Here is a 26692-nt window from a genome sequence, read left to right as displayed (position 1 = left end):
ATACAACAACATTGGAGGAGCCGGCATCACCACATGTGGTGATTGTTTATGTGATTTTTATAATAATCCGAGTTCGTTAGCCCGGCGAAGGGCGGTCCGGCGGTTGTTCACTCCGAGCTTAGCGTAAATATTTTTGGTATGAGTTCTCAGTGTATTTAAAGATACATACAAAGTGCGGGCAATATCCGGACCGCTCATTTCAGTACTGAGCAAACGCAGTACCTCATATTCCCTTTCGCTTAGCGGTTCGCTCATCCTCCCGTAACCAGCAGTGCAGATCGCAGACTTACCGGAAAAAGCAAGCAGTCTGTGAACATAGTCCAGTGTAATTCCTTCATCTGAAGCTGCATGCAGTAAGGAAAGCACCGGATCACCTTCGTTCAGGAAAATACGGACATAGCCTTCCGGCTCCGCCAGTTTAAGGGCAGCCTCTAGCGTTATTAACGCCCCTTGTATGTTACCCTGAGTTTGTTCAGCGACCGCCTGCAGCATCAGAATTTCGATTCTGCTCCTGTTTCTGCCGCCTTGTTCTGCCTCCCGCAAAAGACGGTTCAGTAAATCGGAGGCACTGAACATGATCTCTTCCTGCCTGCTTAACTTATATTGGGCCAGAAGAATTCTGGCCAACGTGATGTGTTCAAACTCGCGAATATAACTTAAATCATCTCCGGCAGTCAGGCCCCGGTCCCGTATCCAATCCAGCCCCTCAACCAGCCTGCCCTGTGCGAGCTGGACCCGGATCTTCTGGGCAGTTAATGGACGGACATCCGGAAAAAAATCGGCTGTGTACAATTTTTCGGCTTCATCCAGCAGGACTAACGCTTCGGACAGATCTCCCTGTGCTTGCTTTATTCCGGCCATGGCAGCCTTCCAGCGGTAGTGATTCTGGGGAAAACCGCTGCTCTCCCCTGACTCTTTACTGGTTAGCAGGTGTTGAATGGCGGCATCCAGCTCATTGCGTTCGCAGCAAAGCTCACTTAAACCTACATATATGTCTGCCGTTCCTCTCAGTACTTGCTTATTGTGCCCATGGTTAGCAGCAATCTGCAGTCCCCGCTCATAGACTCTGGCGGCTTGCGCAAGCCGGCCCTGGGCAATACTTATATCGGCTAAGGCAATGGTGCCCCCGACAGCATCTGATATATTGCCGGCCCTCTCCACATTTGCCATGCCATCATAGAACATTTGGTACGCCCGGATCAGGTCACCGCTGCTCCAGGCAGCAAGGCCCAGCAGCGCCGAAGCGGCACCGCGGCGGAGATAGTCGTCATCAGGTACCCATTCAAGCACCCGATGTGCATAATATATAGCGGCTGCGATGTCCCCTGCCGCCTGGGCGCTTGCCGAACGGTAACCGGCTATCGTGCCTTGAAGCCGCCGGAACTCTTCTTGATTCACGACAGTCATACTTTCTGTTACAGCAGATTTTCCGGGTGACGTATCCAGCCACAGCTCGGCGCTGCTTAACCTGTGTTCAACCGCTTCTAATTCACCGCTGGCAAGCAGGGCCCAGGCAAATACCACGCTCAGGACCGGCCTGCAGCGGAATATTTCTTCAGGGAGTGTCTTCAACCAGCCCAGCGCTGCAGTCTCCTGCCGGGTTCTGCGTAATTCCGGCCATGACCGCTCAATCAGTTCGGCTGCACGGGTGAAATCTTCAGCGTTCAACGCATGCCTGACCGAGTCGGCCACTGCTCCTTGCTGTTCATACCATACACTAGCACGTCTATGCAGTTCAGCTATTCGTTCAGGCTGATATATTCTTAAGTGGGAGTAGAGAACCCCGGCAAAAAGATGATGATACCTGTACCATTTACGGCTCTCATCCAGTGGAACGACAAAAAAATTATTCCGTTCCAGAGACTCCAATTGGGCGCTGCCATCCTTCCCGCCTGTTACCGCATCGCATAGCGGACCGTATAGACGGTCCAATATGGACGTCTGAAGCAGAAAGTCACGGACAGGCTCAGGCTGGCGCTGCAGAACCTCTTCGGCCAGATAATCTATTATGTACCGGTTGTCACCCGTAAATGACCGGATGAACCCGGGGATATCTTCATTCCCCTGCATGGAAAGGGCAGCCAGCTGCAGCCCTGCTATCCAGCCCTCAGTCCGGCTTTCCAGCGCATTGATTTCATCCGCAGAAAGACTGAGTCCCATAGACTGATTCAGGAAGTCAGCCGCTTCACCTGAAGAAAACCTCAGGTCGGCATCGCGGAGCTCGCTTAAGTGGCCGCCGGCACGGGCTCTTCCCAGGGAAAGCTGAGGATATTCGCGGGTGATCAGGACCAGATGAATCTGGGGCGGAAGGTGTTCGAGCAGAAAGCTGATCGCTTCATCAATAGGGCTGGCATGTACAACATGGTAATCATCGAGAACCAAGATGCAGTTATATGCTAGTGCAGAAAGATCATTAAGCAGAGTCGTCAAGATTAACTCGGGCGGCAGTGGTGGTGATGCGCTCAGCAGTCCAAGCACTTCCTTCCCGGTACTCTGGTCAATATTCTGCAGAGCGGCGGCAACATGAGTCATGAAACGCGTAAAGTCATGATCACCCTCGTCCAGGGATAGCCATGCAGCAGGCCTGCCGCAGCTTTTGACCCATTCGCTGACCAGCGTAGTTTTTCCGAATCCGGCAGATGCGCAGACCAGTGTTAATTTCCGCTCCATCCCTCTATTTAACTTCTCAACCAGCCGGGGACGCTTGACAGTGTTTGTCTTTACCGTAGGGATATATAACTTGGTTGCTAAGACTGGCATCATCATAGGATAACGAGTGCTCCCCTTCTGTTTATTGGTAAATTCATAATATCTTTAACACAAGCTTTGCGCCACATAATTGTACAACAATATAAAAAGGAACAGCTGCCCGGGGCATCTGCTCCTTTATTTGGAATCCGGTTCACTTATGCGAATCAACTTACGTTAAGCTGTCTGCCCGCCGTCAATCGTATAGACCGAACCGTTAATGATCGGAGCCCGGTCGCTGAGCAGGAACAGTACCAGTTCACTTACTTCCTCCGGTTTGGAATAGCGGCCCATCGGTACCATCTGGGAGATCATCTGCTCGGTAAGGCTTGGGTCCTCAGGGGAGAACTCAGCCGCATAACGGTCCATCATCGGGGTGTAGACACAACCCGGGCAGACCACATTAGCGCGGATACCTTGAGCGGCATATTCGCCGACTACGGACTTGGTAAGACCGATAATTGCATGCTTGGAAGCGGAGTATGGAGATACGCCGGGATTTCCTTTAAGGCCGACTACGGAAGAGGTACACACGATATTCCCCCCGCCGATGTTCAGCATTTCAGGAATGACGTATTTCAGTCCCAGGAATGTTCCTTTTACATTTGTATCCATCGTCAGATCGAACAGCTCTTCAGAGAACTCGACGATAGGCGCCGGAGAAGTCATTACCCCCGCATTATTAAAGAACAGGTCAATCCGGCCAAAAGCTTCTACAGTCTTTTTGACATAAGCCTGTACATCTTCACTGCGGCGGACATCCGCTTGAATGAACAGGGCTGTGCCTCCGTTTTGCTGAATCCATTGGACGGTTTCTACACCGCTTGCTTCCGTACGGCTGACAACCGCTACTTGGGCTCCGTATTTAGCCAGATCCACGGCTACCTGGCGGCCGATACCGCTTCCCCCGCCTGTAACTACTGCAACTTTACCTTCGAAATTGTACAATTCTCTGTCTCCTCTCCAAATTCGCATACAAATTCAATCATCGGCAAATTGAGCGATTAAATTTATATTAATAGAGGAAAAATTTGTGAGCCTCTTTATTAATTCACGCTACTTCCTATCAGACCAGCCTATGCCTTTCCGGCGGAAGAGCAGATACATAAAGAACGGCGCGCCGATTCCGGCCGTGAACACGCCAGCTGGAATATCGAGAGGCTGGAACAGCATCCTTCCGGCAAGATCAGCTAAGAGCAGCAATATAGCGCCAATGAGCGCTGAGACAGGTATCGTGGTAAGGTAAGAATTCCCCGCCAGCCGTCTGGCCATGTGGGGTGCCAATAATCCGATAAAAGAAATCGTCCCTGCCACCCCAACCGCCGCTCCGGCCAGCATCACACTGAACAGCAGCACAACGACCCGGCTTATTTGCAGCCGGCTGCCAAGCCCCAAGGCGGTTTCTTCCCCTAATGCCTGGATATTCAGCTCCTTGGCATAGAGCATCGACAGCGGTATGACCGCGACTACCCAAGGCCAAAGCGCTTTGATGTAGGACCAGTTCGTGCCGTATATACTTCCGGTCATCCAGTTCAGCACCTGTGCAGCCAGATATGAAGGTCCGCTGATCAGCAGGAACATCGTCAGGGCTCCCGCAGCAGTGGACAGGCCCAGTCCTACCAGCACCAATCTGAAGGGTGAAACCCCTTTTTGCCAGGCCAAAATGTAGTTAAGAATAACAGCTGCCAATGCACCCGCGATAGCGATAAAAGGGATGAAGTGAACACTGAATCCGGTGAAAATGGTCATGAAGCCCACCACCGCCACCGAAGCTCCGCCTGTCACGCCGAGCAGATCGGGAGAAGCCAGCGGATTGCGGATCACGCCCTGGAGCAGCGTTCCGGCAACAGCAAGAGCTGATCCGACAAGCACGGCGGCAAGCATCCGCGGCATACGCAGCTCCATAATAATGAGATCACTGCTCTCCCGGTTGGTCCCGAGAAGGGATGCGACGACCTCATAAACAGGAATGTTAACTCCGCCAATAGCCAAGCATAATATAAAAGTTACTACCATTAGCAGGAATAATACCGAAATAACTACGATAGAGCGGGATTTTCCTTGTCTAAGCATGTTCCCTCCTTCTGGCCGCATGAATCAGGAACGGTACGCCAATCAGCGCTGTTGCCACCCCTACGGGCACTTCTTTGGGCATCAAAATAAACCGTGAAGCCAAATCAGCCGCAACCAGCAGTACCGCTCCGCCCAGCGCACAGTAAGGAAGCAGCCAGCGGTGATCCGGGCCGGTGAAGGATTTGCATAAATGAGGAACAACAAGGCCGACAAATGCTATGGGCCCTGCAGCAGCAACAGAGCTTCCGGCCAGCAGCACAACAGCAAGTGCCGCCAGCATCCGGGTCAGCAGCATCCGCTGTCCTAGACTGCGCGCGCTGTCATCTCCTAGTGCCATGAGATTCAAGGATCCGGCGAGTGACATCGCAATGATCAGCCCAACCAGCATATAAGGAGATACAATGAGCAGATGCTCAAGGTTTCTGCCGGATACCGAACCGATCATCCAGAATAGCGCGGTTTCCAGCGACTGCTTGTTGATCAGGATCAGCCCGGAGGTAACCGATGAAGCAAATGCCGCCACAGCAGCACCTGCCAGGGTCAGACGGATTGGCTCAAAGGTACTCCGCCCTCCTGCTCCGAGCGCATATACAAATGCAGATGTACAGGCCGCGCCGGCAAAAGCAATCCAGACCATACCGCCCAGCGTAAGCAAAGGCCCGAAGGCGACAAGTCCGATCACGATAAACAGGGAAGCGCCTGAATTGACGCCAAAAACAGACGGTGAAGCCATTGGATTTCTGGTTAATGCCTGCATCACGGCACCGGCTACAGCCAGGCAGGCTCCCACCGCCGCGGCAATAAGTGCTCTTGGCACACGGGTGGTCCGGATAATCAGATGGTCATTGGAGCCGTCGAACTGGCTGTATGCAATCCGCAAATCTGTAATGCTGTATTGATGAATTCCGAATAAGATACTGGCAAGCATCAGGACCGCCAGCAGAACAAGGCCAAACAACAGCCCTGTCAGCTTTCCCCGCCGGACCTGGAGGTTTTTTGCCATTCCTGTTTCCCTCCCCTGTTCCTGACAGTCAAAAGCAAGCCGACGCCTGATGATCCAGACATCAGCTTGCTTATGTAAACTTCCGTTCTACTTTACTTCAAAATAGTCTACAATCTCGTCCAGCAGCAGGTTAGCCGCCTCATAGCCACCGGCTGTGTTCCAGATCGCCTCATTGACTTGAATCACTTTATTGTTTTTGGATACGTTCAGGTTTTTGAACAGCGGATCGTTCAGCCATTCCTCCACCACTTTGGCAGCATCAGTTTTGCTCGCTTCTTCCGTCACGAAATAGAACAACACATCCCCGTCCATATCCGGAATCGTTTCCTTGGACATTACTTCCATAAAGTTATCCTTGTCCTGTGAAGCGGGGCGGGCAATGCCGAGCTGCTCCAGAAGTACGCCGGAGAAGGAATCCTTCTGATAGATCCGGACCTGGGAAGCCGAGAAGCGGACGATGGATACTTTGGTTTCCGCTTTGCTGCCAAGCTTGGCTTTGACATCTGCCACCCGCTGATCAAAGGCCTTCATCGCCTGCTCTCCCTCATCCTTCTTGTTCACCGCTTCGGAATACAGCTTGAAGTTATTCTTCCATTCACCGCTGAGATCCTCCGAAAAGACCGTCGGGGCAATCTGCTTCAGCTGTTCATAGATTTTTTCCTGCCGGACTTTATTTCCGATGATCAGGTCAGGCTTCAGGCTGGCAATCAGCTCCAGATTGGGCTGAAGCTCGTCCCCCACTACCGTTACTTCCTGCATCTTGTCCTTGATATGCTCATACCAGGGATCACCGATCCAGGATTGCACCGCGCCTACCGGCTTGATTCCCAAGGTTAGCAGCGCTTCTGTTCCTTCATTCGTCAGGATAACTACCCGTTCAGGCGTTCCGGTCAGCGTCTCTTCGCCCATGGCATGCTTAACAATTCTCGGTGCATCCGCATCAGCGTTAGCAGCAGGAGATGCTGTCTGCGTAACGGCCGCTGTATTTGCTCCGGCTGCTGCTGTATTGGTATTCGAGGCTGAAGTATTATTCACAGCTCCGCCCCCGCAAGCACTTAATAATAGCGTGAAGCCTAACAATAAAGTAACTGCCATGGACGTTTTGTGTTTCCTGTACACAGGTAGATCTCCCCTTTTATATTGATAATGATTATCATATTCACTATCAATATACCGTTGAAGCTTTCGCTCTACAATAGAGGATATCGACATATCAAATGGATTATTTGGACCGGCCTCACACTTATGTACCTTCTCTTTGTAGACTGACGGGGAATTCCCGGTGACCTTTTTGAACAGCCTGCTAAAATAATATACATCCCCGTACCCTACCCGCTCGGCGATTTCCTTTAATGCAGAATCCGTAGTCAGCAGCAGTTCCCGGGCCTTATGCATGCGGACACGGATTAAATAATCAATCGGGCTGGTATTCTCCCTGGCTTTGAACAATCTGAGCAGCTGCCGGGAATTGCAGTCCAGCTCTTTCGCCAGCTTCGTAAGCGTTATCTGTTCCCGGTAATGATCGTGAATATAACGGATGGCCTGGGCTGCCAGATCAGGCTCTGCCGGATGGAACGGCTGCCGGAACAGCTGCTCAAGCACTTCCACGGTGAATTGATAGAACAGCGTCTTGACCTGCAGCTTCTCCAGTACGCTGGAGCGGTGCCAGATTTCGTCCATCGCCTTCACCTTGTCCAGCAAAGACAGCGGATACTGCGGAACTGCTCCGAACTGCATCTGGAACGGGCTGTCAGTTTTCATTAATAAGAGCAATTCCTTGCGGCTTGGCAGCGGCAGCATCGCTTTGTACAGAATAAGATAATACTCGAAAAGTTCACCTGCGGTAATGTCCAGGTATAAGCCTTTGCCGCCATGCAGAACATGAAACCGGCTTACAGTGTGGGACCTGCCGTCCATAAGTACACTAGCCCCGCCTCTTACTGCGTATATGAATGCACTTGCGGGTAAACGGTAGGTGAAGGTCTCATCCTGCTCCATAATCATATGCCGGACATCTTTGACCTGGATGGACACCTGATTCCATAGCATTAGCTGGTCCTTGAGTTGTACCGTCATTCTTCATCCCCTTCTGCCGTCTGGATCTCTCCACACATTATAGTTGATAATCATTCTCAACATCAACAGGGTGTTCATGGTTTATTCACAAAGAGCCATGTTTCCGCAACCTGAAATCGTTTTTACCGTAATAAATAATTACATTAATCTTTAAAAATAAAATAAATTTCAAGGAGTGAAGTCAATGAAAAAATACAAGTTGGGACTACTGCTGTTCCTGATGCTGATTATGCCGGGCTGCGGGCTTGCGGAACAGGTGGGCAACGGGGTCAGCTTCGCTACCGATACAGCTGCTTATATGCAAAATATGCGGGAATTCGGACAGGAAATGGATACGTGGGCAACGAATGCTGTAACTGACCCGGCGGCACGGCAGGAACTGCTGGACAGATTAACTTCACTAAAAGAAGAAAGCGCTCAATATGCGAATCTTCAGGTTCCCGAGTATGCCGCTGAACTGCACCAGACCATTAAGGGTTACAACGAAACACTGCAGCAGGGCCTGGATCAGGCTATTACCAATGTGGAGGAAGGAAAGGCTGCTTTTGAATCGACAGGCATTCCCGATACCATTAATAAAGTTAACGAGTTAATAAGCCAGATCAACCAGCTGATTCCTTAATCCCAAAAACCGGGAACAATGGCTGTTACGGAGGGAAACGTGCCTGATGAATGCGATAAACCGAGTACATTGAGTGTCTGCTGAGGGAAACGAGCTTAATGAACACGAAAAACCGAGTATAATTGGTCTCTGCGGAGGGAATTGAGCTTAATGAACTCGAAAAATCGAGTATAATCGATCTCTGCGGAGGGAATTGAGCCTAATGAACACGAAAAACCGAGTATAATTGGTCTCTGCGGAGGGAATTGAGCCTAATGAACACGAAAAACCGAGTATAATTGGTCTCTGCAGAGGGAAACGAGCCTAATGAACTCGAAAAACCGAGTACATTGGGCTACTGCGGAGGGAAGCGAGCCGAGTACATTGGGAAGGGGCGCAGTTAAACCTGCGCTACTCCACCTGCATAGCGCGTGGCTTATTTGTTGCACGCACGCTTCACACACTCCACGGGCTAACGCCTAAATAAAACAAGACTGCCCGCAGCATGCTGCGGCAGTCTTGTTCTTTTTTACAAAGTAGTATGCTTCCCGTCATATTCGCCGGACAATTCCTTAAGCGATCTGATTTTACCATGGGGATGCTGGGCTTGCTTTCGTGACTTCCAGGCAGCTTCTTCTCTTCTCTTCTGGTGAGCCATTAAAGTAGACCTCCTCTGGAAATGAGATGTATACTACTTCCTTATCTTGTCATTCAAGCGTGCGGTTCATTCATAACTCGCGGAAGAAATCTTCTTACTTTAAATACCGACCTGTGATGGACTGCCCGGAATGAATGATCTGTGCCGGCGTGCCCTCGAATACTACCTGGCCGCCTTTGCTCCCTCCATCCGGCCCCATATCAATAATCCAGTCCGCCTGGCTGATGACATCAATGTTATGCTCAATCACGATTACCGTATTTCCGGCCTCGACGAGGCGGTTCAAGATCTCCACGATATGGGCGATATCTGACATATGGAGACCGGTCGTCGGCTCATCGAGTACATAGATGCTGCCCTGCTTATGCAGCTCACTGGCCAGCTTGATCCGCTGGCATTCCCCGCCGGAGAGAGTGCTGAGCGGCTGACCCAGTGTAATATAGTTCAGGCCCACGTCGCTCATCGCCTGAAGCTTGCGGACAACCTCTTTTAGCTGGAAATAGTCCAAAGCCTGCTCTACTGTCATTTCCAATACTTCGTCAATCGACTTGCCGTTCAGCTTGTAGGACAGTACCTCTTCCTTGAACCGTTTGCCTCCGCATACTTCGCAGGGCAGATTCACACTGTCCAGGAATGCAAGATCTGTAGAGACGACGCCCAGTCCCTGGCAGTTCTCGCAGGCCCCTTTGGAATTGAAGCTGAACAATCCCGGACTGACCTTGTTGGCGGAAGCAAATGCTTTTCGCACATCGTCCATAATTCCTGTGTAGGTTGCCGGATTGGAACGGGAGGACACGCCTACCGCCGATTGGTCTATGACGATTGCATCAGGCTGCCGGCTGAGGAACACCTCATTAATCAGTGTGCTTTTGCCGGAGCCGGCGACTCCTGTGACTACTGTAAGAACTCCGGTAGGGATATCGACACTCACATTTTGCAAATTATGGAGCACAGCATCCTTAATGGACAGCCTGCCGGATGGCTGCCGGCAGTCCTGCTTCAACTGAAGCGGACGCTTCATATGTGTTCCTGTGAGTGTATCGGACTCCAAAAGGCCCGGATAGCTTCCTTCATACATGATGGTGCCGCCGCGGCTTCCGGCATGAGGACCAACGTCAACAATATGGTCGGCTACTTTAATTACATCAGGATCATGCTCCACTACAATTACGGTATTGCCCTTGTCGCGCAGCTTTTGGAGCAGTTCATTTAACCGGTGGACATCACGGGGATGCAGTCCGACGCTGGGTTCATCGAAAATATAGGTGACATCCACCAGGCTGCCGCTCAGATGCTTGACCATCTTGACCCGCTGTGATTCGCCGCCGGACAGCGTATCCGTCTCCCGGTCCAGTGTCAAGTAGTCCAGTCCGATGTCCACCAGATGCTGCAGGCGTTCCGTAAGTGACTTAACAATCGGCGCAGCTGCCGGATCCTTCATCTCACGGATGACTTCGATAAGTCTTCCGGCCTCCATAGCTGACAGCTCAGCAATATTTAGTCCGTTAATCCTGCAGCTGAGGACTGCCTTACTGAGTCTCGCTCCATGACAGCTGGAGCATGGCCCCTCGAAAATGTATGGTGCCACCATTTTTTGAGTACGCTCGGATTTCAATTTTACATCCTGCTTAATGTATTTGTTGGTAAACTTCTCAATGACGCCCTCGACGGTGATATTAGTCGCCTTACCGGCAAAATCCATCTTCACTTTCCGTGCTTTGGCATAGAGAAGCTTGTCCAGTTCATCCTCCGGATAATCACTTAGCTTCTTGTCGAGATCAAAATCTCCCGCCTGCACGATCATGTTCCATTCCCAGCCGTTAACTGCATAATCGGGCAGCTGCAGGGCGCCCTCATTCAGCGATTTGGACATGTCCAGCGCCTTGCCCATATCTACACCCAGCCTGCGGCCAAGACCGCTGCACTCCGGACACATGCCCGCCGGATCATTGAAGGAGAACATATGGGCTTGTCCGACATGGGGCTGACCCAAACGGGAAAACAACAGACGCAGTATCGGGGAAATATCGGTAATCGTACCCAGCGTAGAATGGGAGCCTCCTCCCAGCCGTTTCTGGTCGACAATAACAGCCATACTGAGATTCTCAATTCCGTCCGTATCCGGCTGCGGAACCTTGGGCAGGAAGGTGCGCACGAACATGCTGAAGTTCTCATTCAGCAGCCTGGTGGATTCCGCAGCAATCGTATCGAACACAATCGATGACTTGCCGGAACCGGATACCCCGGTGAAAATGGTGATTTTCCGTTTGGGAATACGCAGGGATACATTTTTGAGGTTATTCTCCCTTGCCCCGGTGATTACGATATACTCCTGATTTGATCCGCTCATGTGCAGCTCCCTCCAATTGTACAATTTTGCTACGCTACGCTTAGATCTTGGTCACCGGTATTTTACAAAACACCAGCTGACAAACGTTCATCCATTCTGCCGCTATGATTATAGGATACGGTCAGGTGCCGTGCAACAATATTTATAAATAATACTCCTTACAGTATCCTGAATTATAATCTCCATCCTTGCTTTTGGTCCATTTGTCTATTTCTTTCTTAGTCGTGTCCTATATTCTTTAATAACATAAAATAACTTGATAATGGATAATTGCGGGGTGCTCCATGGACGATATAAACGATGAAATTCTCCCGGTAAGCCAAGTAAAAGCAGGTTACTTTAATAGCATCTGGGAATGGCAGGCTTCGTTTATAGCAGCTGACGCTGCAGAAGTTGGCACTGACGCTGCAGAAGTTGGCACTGCGGCTGTTGACCGGCGGACAGTTATCCCGTTTGATTTTGGCGGCATAGCTGTTTTTGAAGCTCCCAAGAGCATTGAAACCGAGATTCATCCTTACTTAATGCCCTACTCACAACAGCCTGAAGGCGGTTATGTTGCATTCCTGCAGTCAGGGCGTGTATGGGGTCAGTCGGGCGCTGTTCTGACTCCGGACGGCAGACTGATACATGACCTTTCACCGGAGTACGACGGGGAACAGCACCGAATGCTGGCAGCGGATGAGCATCCTGCAATGTTCCGCCAAAAGGATCAGGAACCGCAAAAGATTCACGGGACCGCTGCTGTTTTGACTTTTTGCGGAAGCGGTAATTATTTTCACTGGTTTTATGATGTGCTGCCCAGACTATTGATGCTTAAGTCCATGGATGTTCCTTATCACTGCCTGATCATGAATCCTTACCCTCATGCCGCCTTTGCAGAAGAGACGCTACGATTATTTGGAATACAGCCGTCCTCTATCATCCGCACGGATATGAATCTGTATCTTCAAGCCGATCAGCTGATTGTACCATCCATCATGATGAATTCCCATTATCCGCCATGGATTACTGATACGCTGCGCACAAAGCTTCTGCCATTGCGGGATACGGCACAATCCGTTCCGGAACGGTTATATATTTCAAGGCGAAAAGCCTCCTACCGCCGGATGGTTAACGAGAATGAAATCATTCAATGCCTGGAGACCTATGGTTTTATATCCGTCTGTCCTGAGGATTGGAGCATAACCGGGCAAATTCAACTGTTTGCCTCAGCTAAAGTGATTGTAGGCCCACATGGCGCGGGGCTGACAAATCTCGCTTTTTGTTGTGAGGGGACACAAGTGATTGAAATCTTTCACAAGCTGCATGTCCTGCCGACCTACTGGATGATCAGCAATCATAATAAACTTGACTACTATATGTTATACGGACAAGAACAAGCGTCTCCGTCCGGTAATTTTGCCGGCTTAGAGGATTATTATGTGGAGCTTGACCGTTTGAAGCAGACACTTCATTTGGCTGGTATTGATGCTCCTGGCGGGAGCTGAATCTTATTGGTTCGCAAAAATAAACCGCTGCCCGGAAGGAGCAGCGGTTCTCTATCAGTGCCTTACATCAAGCAATGAATTATACATCTCTAGAAATCTGGTTACATACAGCTGCGGGCTCAGATTGGTGCGGATATGTTTCTCACCCTGCCTCCGGATCGTAGCTCTCAGCGGACGGTTGTGCATTAAGGAGAATGCGGACCATACCGCTTCATCAATTTGTCCGCCGGTGTATATTTTTCCGGTCTGGTTATGAATAACCATCCTGCGGATTCCGTCGGAATCACTGGACAGCACCGGGCAGCGGCATAACATCGCCTCCGCTACCGCGTAGCCGAAGCCTTCCAGTATGGAGGTGGAGCAGAGCAGCCCTCCGGAATCACCCACAATGCTCATATAATCGGCCATAAGCTCATGCGGCACATTGGAATAAAGGATCAGCCTTGAGGAAACTCCTGTCTCTGCGACGAACTGGTCGAAGCCCGCCTTTTCTTCCGGATCATATAAAGTGTTATCTGTGAACATCCATAAATATAACTGGGGCTTGCTCTCCAGCAGCCGAAGGCCAATCTGCAGAAATTCCCGCCAATTCTTATTCGCCTGTATGCGGCCTACCCATGCCAGAACCGGATATTTCCGCGGGGGATACGCAGTATACCCGAAGTTAGGCAGGCCAACGGGATCATCGAAGCAGTAATGCTGCATAGCAGGAAGGTATTCCTTCAGCAGCAGCTTCAAGTGTGCAGTCTCCGGATATACAAGCGCATCCGCATATTGATAGATCCGGCTGGAGAACCTTGCGATGACTTCCCGCGCTTCTTCTATCTGTCCCAGTCCCTGCAGCTCATATACCAGCAAACCGCTGTAACCAAGCTTGCGGATCCGCTCGGCCAGATCGATGTCTGTACAGACTACAATAAGGTCAAAGGATATGGCTGTCAGCAAATATTGGATTTCCTCGTCACTGGACAAGATATGAACCGGAGTATTCCGGATATTCCTCCGCCCTTCTCCATGATGAGTATAGAGCAGGTGGCATTCAATTCCCTGTGCGGACAAGGCTTCGCAGCGGACCCGGTTCAAGGTTTCCATTCCCCCGCTCGGGTTATAAAACGTAAACAGCACCTTCATATCATCACTCGTTTTCGCTCAGTATTTTCTGGGTCATGGTCTGGCTGTACAGCTCCAGCAGCTCCGCAGTTTTGAACAGCTCATTCGTAAGTGTAGGTTTCACAGAAGGCACACCCTTATGCCTGTAGCCGATTTGTGTATGATCATCCGTATAGTAATCGGATATGACAGTTCCCGTATTTCTGATCAAATTGTCTATCAGATACTCAATATCCATATACGAAGTAAACAGTCCGGGTCCGAACAACAGTGTATAAGGGGTGGTGATACTGACCAGCATCCTGTATACCGCATGCTGAACCGAAGCGCCCGGCATCCAGACAAACTCGGTTATGGGATGATGGATTTCCGACAGCAGCGCTGTAGGCTGGTTATCATGCGACAAGTCGAGTACCCGGAAAATATAATTACTGAACGTTTGTTCATAAATGTTCTCCACAGCTGCGATATGAGATGCATCTGCTGCCTGGACCGGATACAGAATAGTAATAGCCGGCGGAATCCCCCGTCGTGACCGGGCCTGCAGACGGGTCAAATGATAAGTATATCTCCATTTCCGGTGATTCTCTGTAGAGAGCAGCTGTGCCGACACGCTAAAGGAAGAATTTACGCGGTACTTCATCAGTTCGACCGGAATGTAGCGGATATCGCAGTGCTCCTCCAGTCTCAGCCAATAATCGTAATCTTCTACCGGCTGGAGGCGGTAATCTCCAACGATTTTGGCAGGATCTGCTTTATACATAAAAGAAACGCCGATAATTGAAGATTCAAGCAGCATTTCCTTATTTCGTCCCTGGTACTGGCGCAGTGCGGCCAGCTGATGCTCGTCATTCAGCAGGTTCCCCTCATTGTCTATGCTTTGAAAGGAGCTGTACACAAGGCCTAATTCCGGCGGTCCTTTAACCAGAGCAGCCCGCAGGATTTCCAGAAAATAAGATTCATAAATATTGTCTGTGGATACCCAGGTCAAATACCGGATGTCAGGATCCTCAAAAAGCAGCTTGAAGCCGGTATTTAATGCATGGGCTACACCTTGGTTAACGGGATATGAGATGACCGTTATCCGCGGGTCCCTGCCGGTAATGCCCGTCACAAGCGGCTCCATCTGCGGCGCACCGTCAATGACAATGACAAGCCGGAATCCGGTGATTGTCTGCTTCAGAACAGATTCCAGCGCCTGCCGCAGGAATTCCGGATTTTGGATATATACCGGCATTACAACTCCAACATCCGCCAATCCTTCCTCCCCCTTTTGCACAGGTTTGTAATCAGTGTATTTTGCTCGCGTCCGGCCTGCCTGTGTGAATAGCCTCTTTCCCCTGTAAAAGACATGCCAAAATGCGGAAACCGCTCTGGGAGACGGTTTCCGCTGCAGTCATTTTTTTAAGCCCAAGTTTACAGCGGCAGCGAAAAGGCAGAAATTTCCGTAAATTCCGACTGCAGCACTCTCTGCTCGGTAACCAGATTTCCGGACTCATCCAGTCCATAAGAAGAGAAGGCGACTACGGACAGCGGGTCGGTGTTATCGATTTGCACTTCGTAGGCCACATTTCCTGCAATGAAGAATTCCCTGATATCAGCTGTAAAGGGTGGAACAAAAAAGCTGGTTACATAAATCGGAGTAAGCGTCAGTGTCGTGATCGGGACGGTAAAAACCTCTACTACAACGGTTGCAGTAAATGCACTTAAGTTACGGCTGCTTACAGCAATATAGCTTGCCGCTGTACCGGTAGCCCGGGTATTGGTAATAATTCCTGAAGTGAATGGCATTCTCTTTCACTCCTTTCTTTGTTTTCTAGCATTCTATTCATTCTCGCAAATAAGGATTGAGACAGGAGACTCGGGGCATTCATGGATTATTGATTACTGTCCAAAAGGCACAGTAGTGTAGTGCTGATTTTTCATATCCTGATAGAAAGAAGGAAAGGAGGTTTCTAATGACGAATTTCAACTTCGCAGTAACTGCGGGGCCGTTCCCGAAGTTTGAGCCTGGCATCGCGGTCAACCTGCTGCTTCCCAGTATCATGATTGCCGTGGCCGTTGACACTTCTGTAGGTGGTGTGCCGAATACCGGTGTATACCGCTCCCTGGACGGCGGTGCCAACTGGACCACAACCATCCTCCCGCTGCCTCCCGGTTTTACAGGGGCTGAAGCTCCCATGGTTGCCTACGGCTTCCCCAATACTTTTGTGGTCACAGCCCATGTCTTCCCCGGTGCTTCCGATGGTACAACGGTAATCTATACCTCGACGGACAATGGAGCTACCTTCAGCCCGCCGGTTATCGTGAACAGCGGATACGGCACTTATATTAATAATGATGAGACGAATGTCCTGATTGATGTCGGCCAGTCCAGCCCTTATCTGGGCAATATTTATGTAACCTATAATCATCAGTTCAACGTAGCCAATGGGGGGAATTCCACAGCCTTCCTCAGCCGCTCCCAGGATGGCGGGGCCACCTGGAATAATGTCCTTCTGTCCAGCGTAACGGATCAGGTGGAGCGTCCGGATACCGCGGTTGATCTTGTCGGCAATGTCTATGCCGCTTGGATTACGAATAATACACCTTCCCGGTTCTTTATCAGGCTGTCGCGGGATGGAGGAACTACATTTGAATCAGCGGTTCTGGTCTCTTCTGTTGTGCCTGTTCCGATTGTGCTGCCGGTTCCAAATTATGCCTTCCGTGTACTGACCTTTGCCAATGTGTCGACCGACCGTTCATCCGGACCATTCAGTGGACGTGCATATGCCGTCTGGCAGGATTTCCGGCAGGGCTATTCCGACATCCTGATGTCCTTCTCGGACAACACAGGAACGACCTGGTCAGCTCCGGTCAGTATTACCGGTGCACCTGCGGGATCGCAGAACTTTTTCCCGGCAATTGATGTGGATCCTCTGCTTGGCGTCGTGAATGTCATCTATTACAGCAACCAGGTCAACGGTTTTCTGCTGGATGTGTTTGTGGCCCGGTCTATTAATGGCGGACAGACATTTACGAATACAAGAATCACTAATTCCTCCTTCAATCCCAATGGAAGCAGCCCGACGCCGGTACCGCTGATTGGCGACTATATCGATATTGCCTCTGTCCCGCCGGGAGGCTATATCGGGGCCTGGGCAGATACCAGCACAGGTTCACTCAATATTGTTGCCGGGTATTCAGATATCGTAATTACGTAATAAATACGCAAAAAAGACCGCCCTTTAGAAGAGGCGGTCTTAATTTTTTCATGTATTACCGGAAAGAAACTGACACTTTAATACTGACGGCTAACCTTCTACCACATCAGCACGCAAATCAGAGGCCACTTCAAGCATTTTGGCAGCTATCGCTTCATGCGGCACGGCTACATAGAGATCTCCGGAGTACAACCGGAAAGGAATTTCTGATTCTCCAAGCTTCCACATGAAAAAATCACCGTTGATCGTCATGGTGCTCTCCGGTCCTTTGACGGTAAAAGTCTCTGAATACGTAAAATCGGCCTTAGATGCAAAGTAATTTTTGCACTCCTCAAGAGTGATTGCAGGCTCTGCAATATTTTCCTGCATGGTACGGGTAATACGAAAACGCTGGCTCATTGGTTATGCCTCCAAGCTATATTGAATCTCCGGGTAAGGAGTGAAGAATATTATTCATCATACCTTACCCTTGCCGGACAGCACAACTTTCTCATCTGTTAATATTCCACAACATCCAGATTAAGTGTTTTACAATTTTCAATAATATAAGATTCTCTTGTATCCTCTCTCAAGCTATGGAACCTTACACCTTCCACCACCAGCCGTTCTACATTCCTGATATCCATAAATCTCGCCCGGCTCCAGTCGGGATAATAATTTTCGGATACCTGTTCCGGATGATCAAGCCGCATATCCCACACCTTGGGGTACCCGGCAGGAATGTCTTCTTTTGCCGCGCCGCCAGCAGCAGTATAGATCATATTCTTCAGAACCAGATCACGTATCGGACGGCTCTCACAGGCATCCACTCTGATCCCGTTAAAAGAAGGGCGGTTGTTCAGCAGGATAAATACAGGACGTGTTACATTTCGCATCACCAGACCGGAAGCCACGATATCGGTAATACTCCCGCCTTCGGTACACTCGATCTTAATACCTTCGCGCCGGACGTCCTCAAAGGTACAATTATGAATCGTGACATTTGAAATGTCTCCAATGGACTTGAGTCCGATCCGGATACCGGCACAAATCGAAGTGAAATGGCAGTTCGTAATATGCACGTTTTTCATCGGATATTCCTTGCTGCTTGCCTGCAGACAGAGATTATCGTCGGTCCCGAGGATTTTGCAGTTCGGGATGAACACATTCCTGCAGCCGTCATAATCCAGGCCGTCACCGTTGTATTTTTTATCGTTGCGGATGTCTAGGTCTTCACACCAGATATTCTCGCTGTCCAAAAAAGCGGTTGTCCACGCAGTGGAGTTGTAGAGCCGGAGTCCTTTGACATGAACGCTGGTGCAGCGCAAAAAGCGCATCATCATCGGCCGGTATATGCTGCCTTCATTCGGAAATTCGCCGGCATTGCCGTTGATCTCACCGTGGCCGGTAAGCCCGATATTCACGGCATCCTCAGCATAAATGAAGCATTTATCCATGTCCTTCTCATTGACGTAGCGGTTATAATGGGTCCGTCCACGAAGTCGCTTATATCGGGACTTGCCAGCAATACTGCGGAAGGATTCACCTGTAAATATACGTTCGATCTTAGAAAAATCGTGCCGGATACAAACGTTCCCCCGGAAAGCACTACATAACCTCCGCCTGCGCTGTGGCAGGCATCTACTGCTTGCTGGATTGCGGTGGTATCCACTGTAATACTGTCGCCTTTGGCTCCATACTGCCTCACATTAAATTCATCACTCATGCAGAATTCTCCTTACAGCCTGTTCTTGTATTCAAAATAATCAAAATCAGCAGGCTTGCGGAAGCCGGTTAAGTCCTGGCAGCAGATCCCGGCAAAAGAGCCGGTAAACCAGCCCTCCTGGCAGGCCTCATCCGACAAAGTGCTGGCATCCAGAATCGGACCGATATCCTGAAACCCCTCTTCCCCGTTCACGGAGTACGCAAACTGGAGTTTATCACGGTCCACTTCTGCACGCAGAAAGATACGCTTCGCGTCATCAGGAAGTGCAATATAACCCGCCGGTTCTGAATAGTTGTTGTTAACGGCGCTAAGAATGCAGATACAGCGTCCCAGATCTTCATGATGCGTCACATGCAGGTAGTAATAATTCTGTGTGTCATAGAGCAGGATGAGTCCAGCCAGCTGCTTGAAGCTCTCCGGTTCAAATTCCAGGCATGTGCTGACGGTAAAAGCATGCTCTTCCCAGCGTCTCGCGACAAGACTTTGCCGGTATTTTGAACCCAGGCCTTCTCTGCCGTACAGCCGGAGATACCCGGTGCGTTCAGTCAGGGAGTAGAAGGTTTCGTCAAGGGGAATGCGTAACGACTGAAAGTGAATATCCAGCTTATCCCTGTTAAAATCATCTCTTGCCGGTTTTGCAGGGAACGGATGCGGCGGCAGATCAGGTGCTTGTACCTCGGTATCCGGCACTACGGTGCCATTTGCAAGCCTTAACCAGCCGTCCTCCGTCCACTCTACCTTCTGCAGTGCGGTTTCACGCCCGAGAGTATATTTACGCTCCCCTTTTTCCGTCCGGTTCGCAAGAGCCCGGCCGCACAGATGCGCCATATACCACTCCCCGTGCTGCGTTTCGACCAGATCGCCATGCCCCGCCTTTTGCAGCAGCAGATCCGGATGGTTTCGGGAGGTCATTAACGAGTTGCCTTCACATGCTTCATACGGGCCGAATAATGATCTGGATCTCAGGATGCTCTGTCCATGGCCCTCCCCTGTGCCTGTGTCCGCCGCGAACAAATAATAATAGCCGTTACGCTTGTAGATATGCGGCCCTTCCAGGTAAGTATCGTTACTGGCATAGATGGTAACAGGTTCCCCGATCATCTGCTGCTCACCCAATGAATACTCCTGAATAACAAGATGGCCCCTGTAACGCTTGGTTACCCGGTGATCGGTTACCATACTGACGATATACTTGCGCCCGTCATCATCGTGGAACAAGGAAGGGTCGAATCCGTAGCTGTTCAAATAGACGGGCTCTGACCATTCCCCGCGGATATCCGCTGCCGTTACAAGGTAATTGGGCGTATCGTACATTTTGACATAAAATGAATTGACGACAGTATACACCAGATAAAAGATGCCGTTATCATAGGTCAGGCAGGGTGCCCAAATTCCCTGAGAAGCGCCTATTCCTCTAAGGTCCAGTTGAGACACCCGGTTAAGCGGGTGTGCGATCAGCTCCCAGTGAACCAAATCCCTGGAGTGATGTATTTGTACGCCGGGGAACCATTCAAAGGTGGAAGTCGCAATGTAATAATCGTCTCCTGCTCTTACAATGGAAGGATCAGGATTAAAGCCTCTTAATACCGGATTTATAATCTTATGGCTCATGAAATGATATCCTCGCTTTATAATTTGAGTCAATTACGCGTTTAGAAACAGATGCTTACCATAGATACAAGTCATTCCCCTTCAGCTTGAACACTGCCTCCATGAAATAAAAATCCCCATAAATGATCGGATGATGATGCTTGTTGCGCGGCTTGTGGTAGGCTTCTGAACCTTTTTGGAGGATGCAGTCACTTGCCTCGGACCAGTCGGACCGCTCATCCAGTGTCCGCAGCAGCTTAAGTGCCGCATTCAGATACAAATCGCGCTCTACTTCGCCTACAGCCTTGGCAATCTCAATCAGGCCGCAGGCGGCGATCGCTGCCGCTGTGTCATCTTCCAGTGCAGGCTCAGCCGGCTGCCGGAAATCGAGCGGAATTACGCCGTCTTCCGGAATGCAAGCAATAAAATAGTGGGCGATTCTTTTGGCTGTCTGGAGATACTCCTCTTTGCCTGTGTGAATATAACTCATCATGAAGCCGTACATTGCCCAAGTCTGCCCTCTTGTCCAGGAAGATCCGTCCGCATAACCCTGCCCGCCATAGGTACGGACCACTCCGCCGTTGAACGGATCGAACTCTACGATATGATGCACAGACCCGTCCGGACGGACGAAAGAAGACATAACTGTATCCGCATGCCGCATGGCAATCTGCTTGAACCGCGGATCACCCGTTTCCTCTGTTGCCCAGTACAGAAGCGGAATGTTGAACATGCAGTCGATAATGGCCCAGCCCCTTGTATCGCCATCCTCCAGGTCATTCCAGGCACGGATGAAGCCGCCGGCCAAGTTAAACCGGCCTGCGAGCAGGTTGGCCGCATGCAGGGCTCTTTTGCGCGAATCCGGATTCCTGGTCACCTTATAATTAGCAACGCTCGTAGGCAGCCACATGAAGCCCACGTCATGATGCAGCCCGTAGAAATCCTGAAAACACTGGTCCAGATACGTTTCGGAGATATTTGCAATTTCCTTGTACTTCTCATTTCCGGTTTCATGATACATCAGCCACAGCATGCCGCCCCAGAAGCCGTTGGTCCACCAGCAGATCCCGTCCGCATCGAAACCGCTTGCATTTTGCGAAGCTTTATCGTCATGTATTCCGTCTATGGCTGTATAGGGAATTTTATGGCGCGATCTCTCGCTGACTGTATCCATTTTGACTGTGATTTTCTTAATGATTGATTCTATCCAGCTGCGGTCTCTTTCCTGTAGCATCCCTTAACTCCCACTTTCTGTCCTTGATATTGTTGAATTGACTTCATTTTAGGACAACAGCTGCGGCATGGGTATGCGGCTTTTATAGGATAACGTGCACTTTTTTAAGAAGTTGGGCGGTTTAAAGCGGGTTCTTAAATATCAGCAACGCAGAACAGCGATCCTCCAATAATAGGAGAACCGCTGTTGTTTGACTTAACTATTTAATCAGATCATCTGGCACTGCCAGCCGCTTCTCCCCAGGTGCCCTGAGGATCTGGCTCTGATCCCCCGTCCATTACAACCTGCAGACTGCCGCCGCTGGAGGAGATCTCACCGATCCGGGTCCAAGGCTGACTCATATTATCCCTTAGCAGGCCCTCCCGGAAGGCGTCAAGCTTCACTTCAATCGGCTTGCGCTGGATTTCGATGATACCGCTGCCGGATTCCAGATCCACTCCATTACGTTCTGCCCAGAAGGCGGCGTAGTCCAGCAAATGGCGGCTTGCTTGTTCGAAGGAGAGGCCGGGCTTGGCGGTTGCGTATGACCAGTTATCCCACTGCCGCCCAACCGCATAACTGCGAGAGAAGCCGCGTTCGTCCATGATCGGCAGAGGTACGGGAGAATCACCGTTAACATAGACCAGTCGTGTCTGGAAAGTGTAATCCTCAAAATGGGTCTCCGTGTATACGCCGTGATTGCTCCAGCCCAGTACCGGGTAGGTCACCCGCTTGTAGACTGCGGCGGTATCCTTCAGAGCAGCTGTAAGCTGGCTGTTCTCTCCGGTCAAATATTTGCCGTAAACCGGCGACCCGAAGGAGATGATGATAAAAGAAATGATCCATACGATCAGGAGAGTCGCGGCGGGCCAGAACTTGCCGGCCAAAAAGGATGACGAGGGTTCCGGCGGTGCGACAATGCCAATGCCGCAGGTGCTGTCCGTACAGCCCCCTTCCCGTTTGCGTCTGGCAGCTACAGCCCCGTAAATACGGGCGGCAATGCCATGGATTGGCGGCAGGCTCAGCAGCAGTCCGACCGGGTATAACCAGCCTGTTGAGCGGAGAATCGCGGCATAGGTATCTACTCCTTTATGCAGCTTCTTGCCTTTCTCTACGGCATAAATATCGTGCAGCAGATCTTCTTCGGGAATGCCGGACAGCAGTTTTTCCTCTGCCGCGAAATCCTGCAGCGCCTTCCATTCAATGCCTTTGCGGAAGTCAAGTGCCGACAGGATGCCGACCGTCTGGCGGCACAGCGGACAAAGCCGGTCATAGTACACAGCCAGGCGTTTCTGCTTGGCGGCAATCAGCTTGTCATACAGTTTCCGGTATGCGCTCTCCGGGATAATGGACAGGTGAATAACAATGGTAAGCAGGCTCATCACCGGTATCGGGAACACAACTACGATGCCCGCATGCAATAGGACACCGGCCAGACTGAGCCACACCCGGAGTTTTCCGAACCAGATCAGGAAGATATAGACGGTCTCATAGACCAGCAGAGAATAACCGAGTATGCGTACGAGCCATTCATGATTGATCAGCCAGGAGACGTCATAATAGGTGGTGAAAGGCAGTGAAGCCGGAGCCCACAACCCCAATCCTGTGAGATACATGGAGGAAGAACCTTTAAACAGCATGGAATCCAGGTAAAACAGCCCCATCATGAAAATCAGAAACGCTGTATGAATGAACCGGGCCTTGGGCCGGGGCAGCTTCCGGACACGGACTCTGGCCTGGCGGCGGTGTTCCATGAGGCTTTCAACCGAGACACAGGCGGACACAGGCATGAACAGAAGCAGAAATGAGCCTGTCAGAAACAAGGAATCCACCTGCCAGTTGTTCGTTTCATTGACGGCCACAAATCCCAGTATATACACGCTGATAGCATAGTTCACTATAGCCGCGATCCGGGTCCGATAGCCGATCAGAAGCAGGAACAGCGCCAGCATCCACAGTACAAACAAGAAGGTCAAGAAGAGCGGCACAGTGGCTGCCAGGCTGTCTTTTTGAAAAATCAGATCCCTGAAGATCATCATTTGTATCAGTTCGAGCATAAATACGAGCGAAAAGCCGATCCGGAACAGCGCCAGCGGAAAAGCGGGCTCTTTCCGGTCATACAGCTTCTGTTTTAAATTATTCCACATCGCATGGCCTCCTTGCGCTTTTCTTGGGTTCTATAGTCATTAACCGGAATCGGTCCTGCTAAAGCCCCCGGTATGCTATAGTTTAGGGATAAGGAGTGATAGTGGTGTCATTAAAAATATCAGAGTTACATCCGGAGCAAAATCAGCGGCAAATTTCCAGTCTGCTCGAACAGCACAGCCGCAGCGCGGATCAGGACATCCCCCCATATGAGCGCGAGGCTATTTCCCTGGCCGCTTATGAAAATGATATATTCGCGGGCGGGATCACCGGTGATATCGTCTGGAACATTTTGAACGTCCATCTGCTGGCAGTAGATCCCTCTTTCAGAGGTAATGGATTAGGTGCAGCGCTGCTGGAAGAGCTGGAGGCCAGAGCCCGTCTGCGCGGCTGTAAAGTAAGTGAATTGACTACAATGAGCTGGCAGGCGCCGCATTTTTATCAGAAGCAGGGATATGAAATCTTCGGAGAGATTAAGGATTGCCCCAATGAGGGCCAGACGAAGTATTATTTGAAGAAAAAACTTTAGGCTGGCTACCTGTGGACTGCAGGGCCTTTTCTTTGGCCCACTCGCCTGCATTCTGCGGAATGAGAGTTATAAATACCTTTCATTTGGCCCGATAGCCAACTTTTCACAGAATCAGAGGTATAAATACCTCCCATTTGGTCCACTCGCTAACTTTCCGCGGAATCAGAGGTATAAATACCTCTCATTTGGTCCACGGGCCAACTCTTCACAGAATCAGAGGTATAAATACTTCTCATTTGGTCCACGGGCCAACTTTTCGCCGAATCAGAGGTATAAATACCTCTCATTTGGTCCACTAGAAGACTTTTCGCTGGATTAGGGGTATAAATACCTCTCATTTGGTCCACGAGCCAACTCTTCACAGAATCAGAGGTATAAATACCTTTCATTTGGTCCACGGGCCAACTTTTCGCGGAATCAGGGGTATTTACCTCTCATTTGGTCCACTCGCTAACTTTCCGCGGAATCAGAGGTATAAGTACCTCTCATTTGGTCCGCTAGCCGACTTTCCGCGGAATGAGAGGTAAAAATACCTCTCATTTGGTCCGCTAGCCGATTTCCCGCAGAATGAGAGGTAAAAATACCTCTCATTTGGTCCGCTAGCCGATTTCCCGCAGAATGAGAGGTAAAAATACCTTTCATTTCGCCCCGGCACATCTTCGCACCAGTTTCCGCACATCAAAAAAGCTCCCGGACCACCCGGGAGCATTCAGCTAATATACTTTATAAGTTCAACTACTTAATAGATTTATCATACTGCAGGTAAACTACCTGAGTCTGCAGGTATTCGTTCAATCCGTGTTTGCCGTCTGCGCCGCCGATACCGGATTTTCTCCAGCCTGCGTGGAAGCCCTGCATCGCTTCAAAGTTCTCACGGTTAATATAGGTCTCTCCGTATTTCAGACGTTTGATGACTTTCATCGCCACATTCAGATTCTGGGTGTAGAGTGAAGAAGTCAGCCCGAATTCGCTGTCATTGGCCAACTCGATGGCTTCATCCAGATCCGCAAAGGTAACAATCGGAATAACCGGCCCGAAAATTTCCTCCTGTACGATTTCCATTTCGTTGGTGGCATCGGCAATAACCGTCGGTTCAAAGAAGCTGCCTGTGCCTTCCACCTTTTTACCGCCCAGGAGAACTTTTGCGCCCTCTTCGACTGCACGGTCAACCTTCTGCTGTACAGAATCCTGAGCGGCTTTGTTGATCAGCGGCCCCATCTGGATTCCTGTATCCTTCAGCGGGTTGCCATATTTGACAGCCTTCATGGCCTCGACCAGGCGGCTGGTGAACTCATCCTTGATCTTCTCATGCACATATACACGCTCCGCACAGTTGCAGACCTGGCCAGTATTGATTACACGGGAATCCACGATCGCTTTTACAGCCAGGTCGAGATCCGCATCATCCATTACAATCGCCGGCGCTTTACCGCCAAGCTCAAGGCTGACCTTGATAATGTTCTCGGCTGCCGCCTCCATTACCTTTTGTCCGGCCGGTACGCTGCCTGTCAGGCTGACCATTCCGACTTTAGGGTTGCTGGCCAGCTCGTTGCCGACCTCTCCGCCTCTGCCTGTAACCAGGTTGTATACACCCGGAGGCAGACCGACTTTATCCACAATTTTGGTAAAAGCAATCGCATTGTTAGGGGATTCAACGCTCGGCTTAACGACAATCGTATTACCGGTGATGAGGGCCGGTGCCATTTTTCTGGCGATCAGAAAGAACGGGAAATTCCACGGCAGAATCCCTGTAGTTACCCCGATGGCACGTTTGAACACAAAAATATTCTCATTATCCCGGTCACTCTGAACAATCTCACCTTCGTAGCGGCGCGCCCATTCAGCCATATAGTCCATGTAATCCGCTGTAAAATTAACCTCTACTGTAGACAGCTCCAAGGTTTTGCCCACTTCTTCCGAGATCAGTCTGGCGATACTGTCAGCTTCAGCACGGATTCCGTCGGCGATGGCATGGAGATACTTCCCTCTCTCTACCGCGGGTGTCTCTTCCCAGGCAGACTGGGCTGCTTCCGCTGCATCAATGGCACGCACAACATCATTCTTGGTAGCTTTGGGGACTTGGGAAATGACTTCATCTGTTGACGGGTTGGTTACATCCATAAACTCTTTAGTTTCTGATTCCGTAAACTGGCCGTTGATATACATCAAATGCTTTTCCACTAATACTCCCCCTCAAGGTA

The 26692-nt window shown here is 50.4% G+C and carries 21 protein-coding genes; 4 read left to right on the top strand and 17 right to left on the bottom strand.

The window, feature by feature from the left end; all coding sequences use genetic code 11:
- Positions 1-57: 57 nt before the first annotated feature.
- The 5 genes from C2I18_RS27085 to C2I18_RS27065 form a co-directional block, all read right to left on the bottom strand.
- On the bottom strand, positions 58-2670 hold the full coding sequence (locus tag C2I18_RS27085) for a winged helix-turn-helix domain-containing protein (protein ID WP_249898798.1): 2613 nt from the start codon (positions 2668-2670) through the stop codon (positions 58-60).
- Between the two features lie 255 nt (positions 2671-2925).
- Positions 2926-3696 carry an SDR family NAD(P)-dependent oxidoreductase gene (locus C2I18_RS27080; RefSeq protein WP_249898797.1) on the bottom strand — a complete coding sequence of 257 codons (771 nt, stop codon included), beginning with the start codon at positions 3694-3696 and terminating at the stop codon, positions 2926-2928.
- A gap of 108 nt (positions 3697-3804) precedes the next feature.
- On the bottom strand, positions 3805-4821 hold the full coding sequence (locus C2I18_RS27075; RefSeq protein WP_249898796.1) for a FecCD family ABC transporter permease: 1017 nt from the start codon (positions 4819-4821) through the stop codon (positions 3805-3807).
- Positions 4814-5824, bottom strand: a complete 1011-nt coding sequence (locus C2I18_RS27070; RefSeq protein WP_249898795.1) for a FecCD family ABC transporter permease — start codon at positions 5822-5824, stop codon at positions 4814-4816. The genes C2I18_RS27075 and C2I18_RS27070 overlap by 8 nt, the downstream gene beginning before the upstream one ends.
- An 87-nt stretch (positions 5825-5911) precedes the next feature.
- Entirely contained in the window at positions 5912-7900 is a 1989-nt protein-coding gene (locus C2I18_RS27065; RefSeq protein WP_249898794.1) for an AraC family transcriptional regulator, read from the bottom strand.
- Between the two features lie 184 nt (positions 7901-8084).
- Between C2I18_RS27065 and C2I18_RS27060 the strand changes: the two genes are divergently transcribed.
- Positions 8085-8522 (top strand): DUF6376 family protein, encoded by a 438-nt coding sequence (locus C2I18_RS27060; protein WP_249898793.1) that lies wholly within the window; start codon positions 8085-8087, stop codon positions 8520-8522.
- Positions 8523-9030: 508 nt separating this feature from the next.
- Here the strand turns inward: C2I18_RS27060 and C2I18_RS27055 are convergent.
- Entirely contained in the window at positions 9031-9159 is a 129-nt protein-coding gene (locus C2I18_RS27055) for a DUF6254 family protein (protein ID WP_249898792.1), read from the bottom strand.
- Positions 9160-9253: 94 nt separating this feature from the next.
- Positions 9254-11509 (bottom strand): ATP-binding cassette domain-containing protein, encoded by a 2256-nt coding sequence (locus C2I18_RS27050; RefSeq protein ID WP_249898791.1) that lies wholly within the window; start codon positions 11507-11509, stop codon positions 9254-9256.
- A 284-nt stretch (positions 11510-11793) separates the two neighbouring features.
- Here C2I18_RS27050 and C2I18_RS27045 point away from each other — a divergent pair, with 284 nt between their 5' ends.
- A complete protein-coding gene (locus C2I18_RS27045; RefSeq protein WP_249898790.1) occupies positions 11794-12996 on the top strand; it encodes a glycosyltransferase family 61 protein in 1203 nt (400 codons plus the stop codon).
- A 54-nt stretch (positions 12997-13050) separates the two neighbouring features.
- Here C2I18_RS27045 and C2I18_RS27040 read toward each other — a convergent pair whose 3' ends face one another.
- The 3 genes from C2I18_RS27040 to C2I18_RS27030 all read right to left on the bottom strand — a co-directional run bounded on the left by C2I18_RS27040 (position 13051) and on the right by C2I18_RS27030 (position 15897).
- Positions 13051-14127, bottom strand: coding sequence for a glycosyltransferase family 4 protein (locus tag C2I18_RS27040; RefSeq protein WP_249898789.1), 1077 nt, complete (start codon positions 14125-14127; stop codon positions 13051-13053).
- A 4-nt stretch (positions 14128-14131) separates the two neighbouring features.
- A complete protein-coding gene (locus tag C2I18_RS27035) occupies positions 14132-15364 on the bottom strand; it encodes a glycosyltransferase family 2 protein (protein WP_249898788.1) in 1233 nt (410 codons plus the stop codon).
- 158 nt (positions 15365-15522) lie between these two features.
- Positions 15523-15897, bottom strand: coding sequence for a hypothetical protein (locus C2I18_RS27030; RefSeq protein WP_249898787.1), 375 nt, complete (start codon positions 15895-15897; stop codon positions 15523-15525).
- Between the two features lie 167 nt (positions 15898-16064).
- Here C2I18_RS27030 and C2I18_RS27025 point away from each other — a divergent pair, with 167 nt between their 5' ends.
- Positions 16065-17309: a sialidase family protein gene (locus C2I18_RS27025; protein WP_249898786.1), complete on the top strand. Its 1245-nt coding sequence runs from the start codon at positions 16065-16067 to the stop codon at positions 17307-17309.
- A 90-nt stretch (positions 17310-17399) separates the two neighbouring features.
- Here C2I18_RS27025 and C2I18_RS27020 read toward each other — a convergent pair whose 3' ends face one another.
- From C2I18_RS27020 to C2I18_RS26995, 6 genes are all read right to left on the bottom strand, one after another.
- Positions 17400-17708, bottom strand: a complete 309-nt coding sequence (locus tag C2I18_RS27020) for a hypothetical protein (RefSeq protein WP_249898785.1) — start codon at positions 17706-17708, stop codon at positions 17400-17402.
- A gap of 98 nt (positions 17709-17806) precedes the next feature.
- A complete protein-coding gene (locus C2I18_RS27015) occupies positions 17807-18745 on the bottom strand; it encodes a glycosyl hydrolase family 28 protein (protein WP_249898784.1) in 939 nt (312 codons plus the stop codon).
- Positions 18709-19014, bottom strand: coding sequence for a glycosyl hydrolase family 28-related protein (locus C2I18_RS27010; protein ID WP_249898783.1), 306 nt, complete (start codon positions 19012-19014; stop codon positions 18709-18711). The genes C2I18_RS27015 and C2I18_RS27010 overlap by 37 nt, the downstream gene beginning before the upstream one ends.
- A gap of 12 nt (positions 19015-19026) precedes the next feature.
- Positions 19027-20625: a glycoside hydrolase family 43 protein gene (locus C2I18_RS27005; RefSeq protein WP_249898782.1), complete on the bottom strand. Its 1599-nt coding sequence runs from the start codon at positions 20623-20625 to the stop codon at positions 19027-19029.
- Positions 20626-20680: 55 nt separating this feature from the next.
- Positions 20681-21838 (bottom strand): glycoside hydrolase family 88 protein, encoded by a 1158-nt coding sequence (locus C2I18_RS27000; protein WP_249898781.1) that lies wholly within the window; start codon positions 21836-21838, stop codon positions 20681-20683.
- A 212-nt stretch (positions 21839-22050) separates the two neighbouring features.
- On the bottom strand, positions 22051-23964 hold the full coding sequence (locus C2I18_RS26995) for a DCC1-like thiol-disulfide oxidoreductase family protein (RefSeq protein WP_249898780.1): 1914 nt from the start codon (positions 23962-23964) through the stop codon (positions 22051-22053).
- Positions 23965-24068: 104 nt separating this feature from the next.
- On the opposite strand from C2I18_RS26995, the gene C2I18_RS26990 reads away from it, so the two are divergent.
- The gene (locus C2I18_RS26990) at positions 24069-24491 is read left to right on the top strand and encodes a GNAT family N-acetyltransferase (RefSeq protein WP_249898779.1); all 423 of its coding nucleotides are present in this window, start codon (positions 24069-24071) and stop codon (positions 24489-24491) included.
- 735 nt (positions 24492-25226) lie between these two features.
- Here C2I18_RS26990 and aldA read toward each other — a convergent pair.
- Complete coding sequence (gene aldA, locus C2I18_RS26985; protein WP_249902264.1) at positions 25227-26657, bottom strand: aldehyde dehydrogenase; 1431 nt, start codon at positions 26655-26657, stop codon at positions 25227-25229.
- Between the last annotated feature and the right edge of the window lie 35 nt (positions 26658-26692).

The organism is Paenibacillus sp. PK3_47, from assembly GCF_023520895.1.
Classification (GTDB): domain Bacteria; phylum Bacillota; class Bacilli; order Paenibacillales; family Paenibacillaceae; genus Paenibacillus_AQ.
Note: the sequence above shows the minus strand (reverse complement) of the source record. Positions and strands in the feature narration are given on the sequence as shown.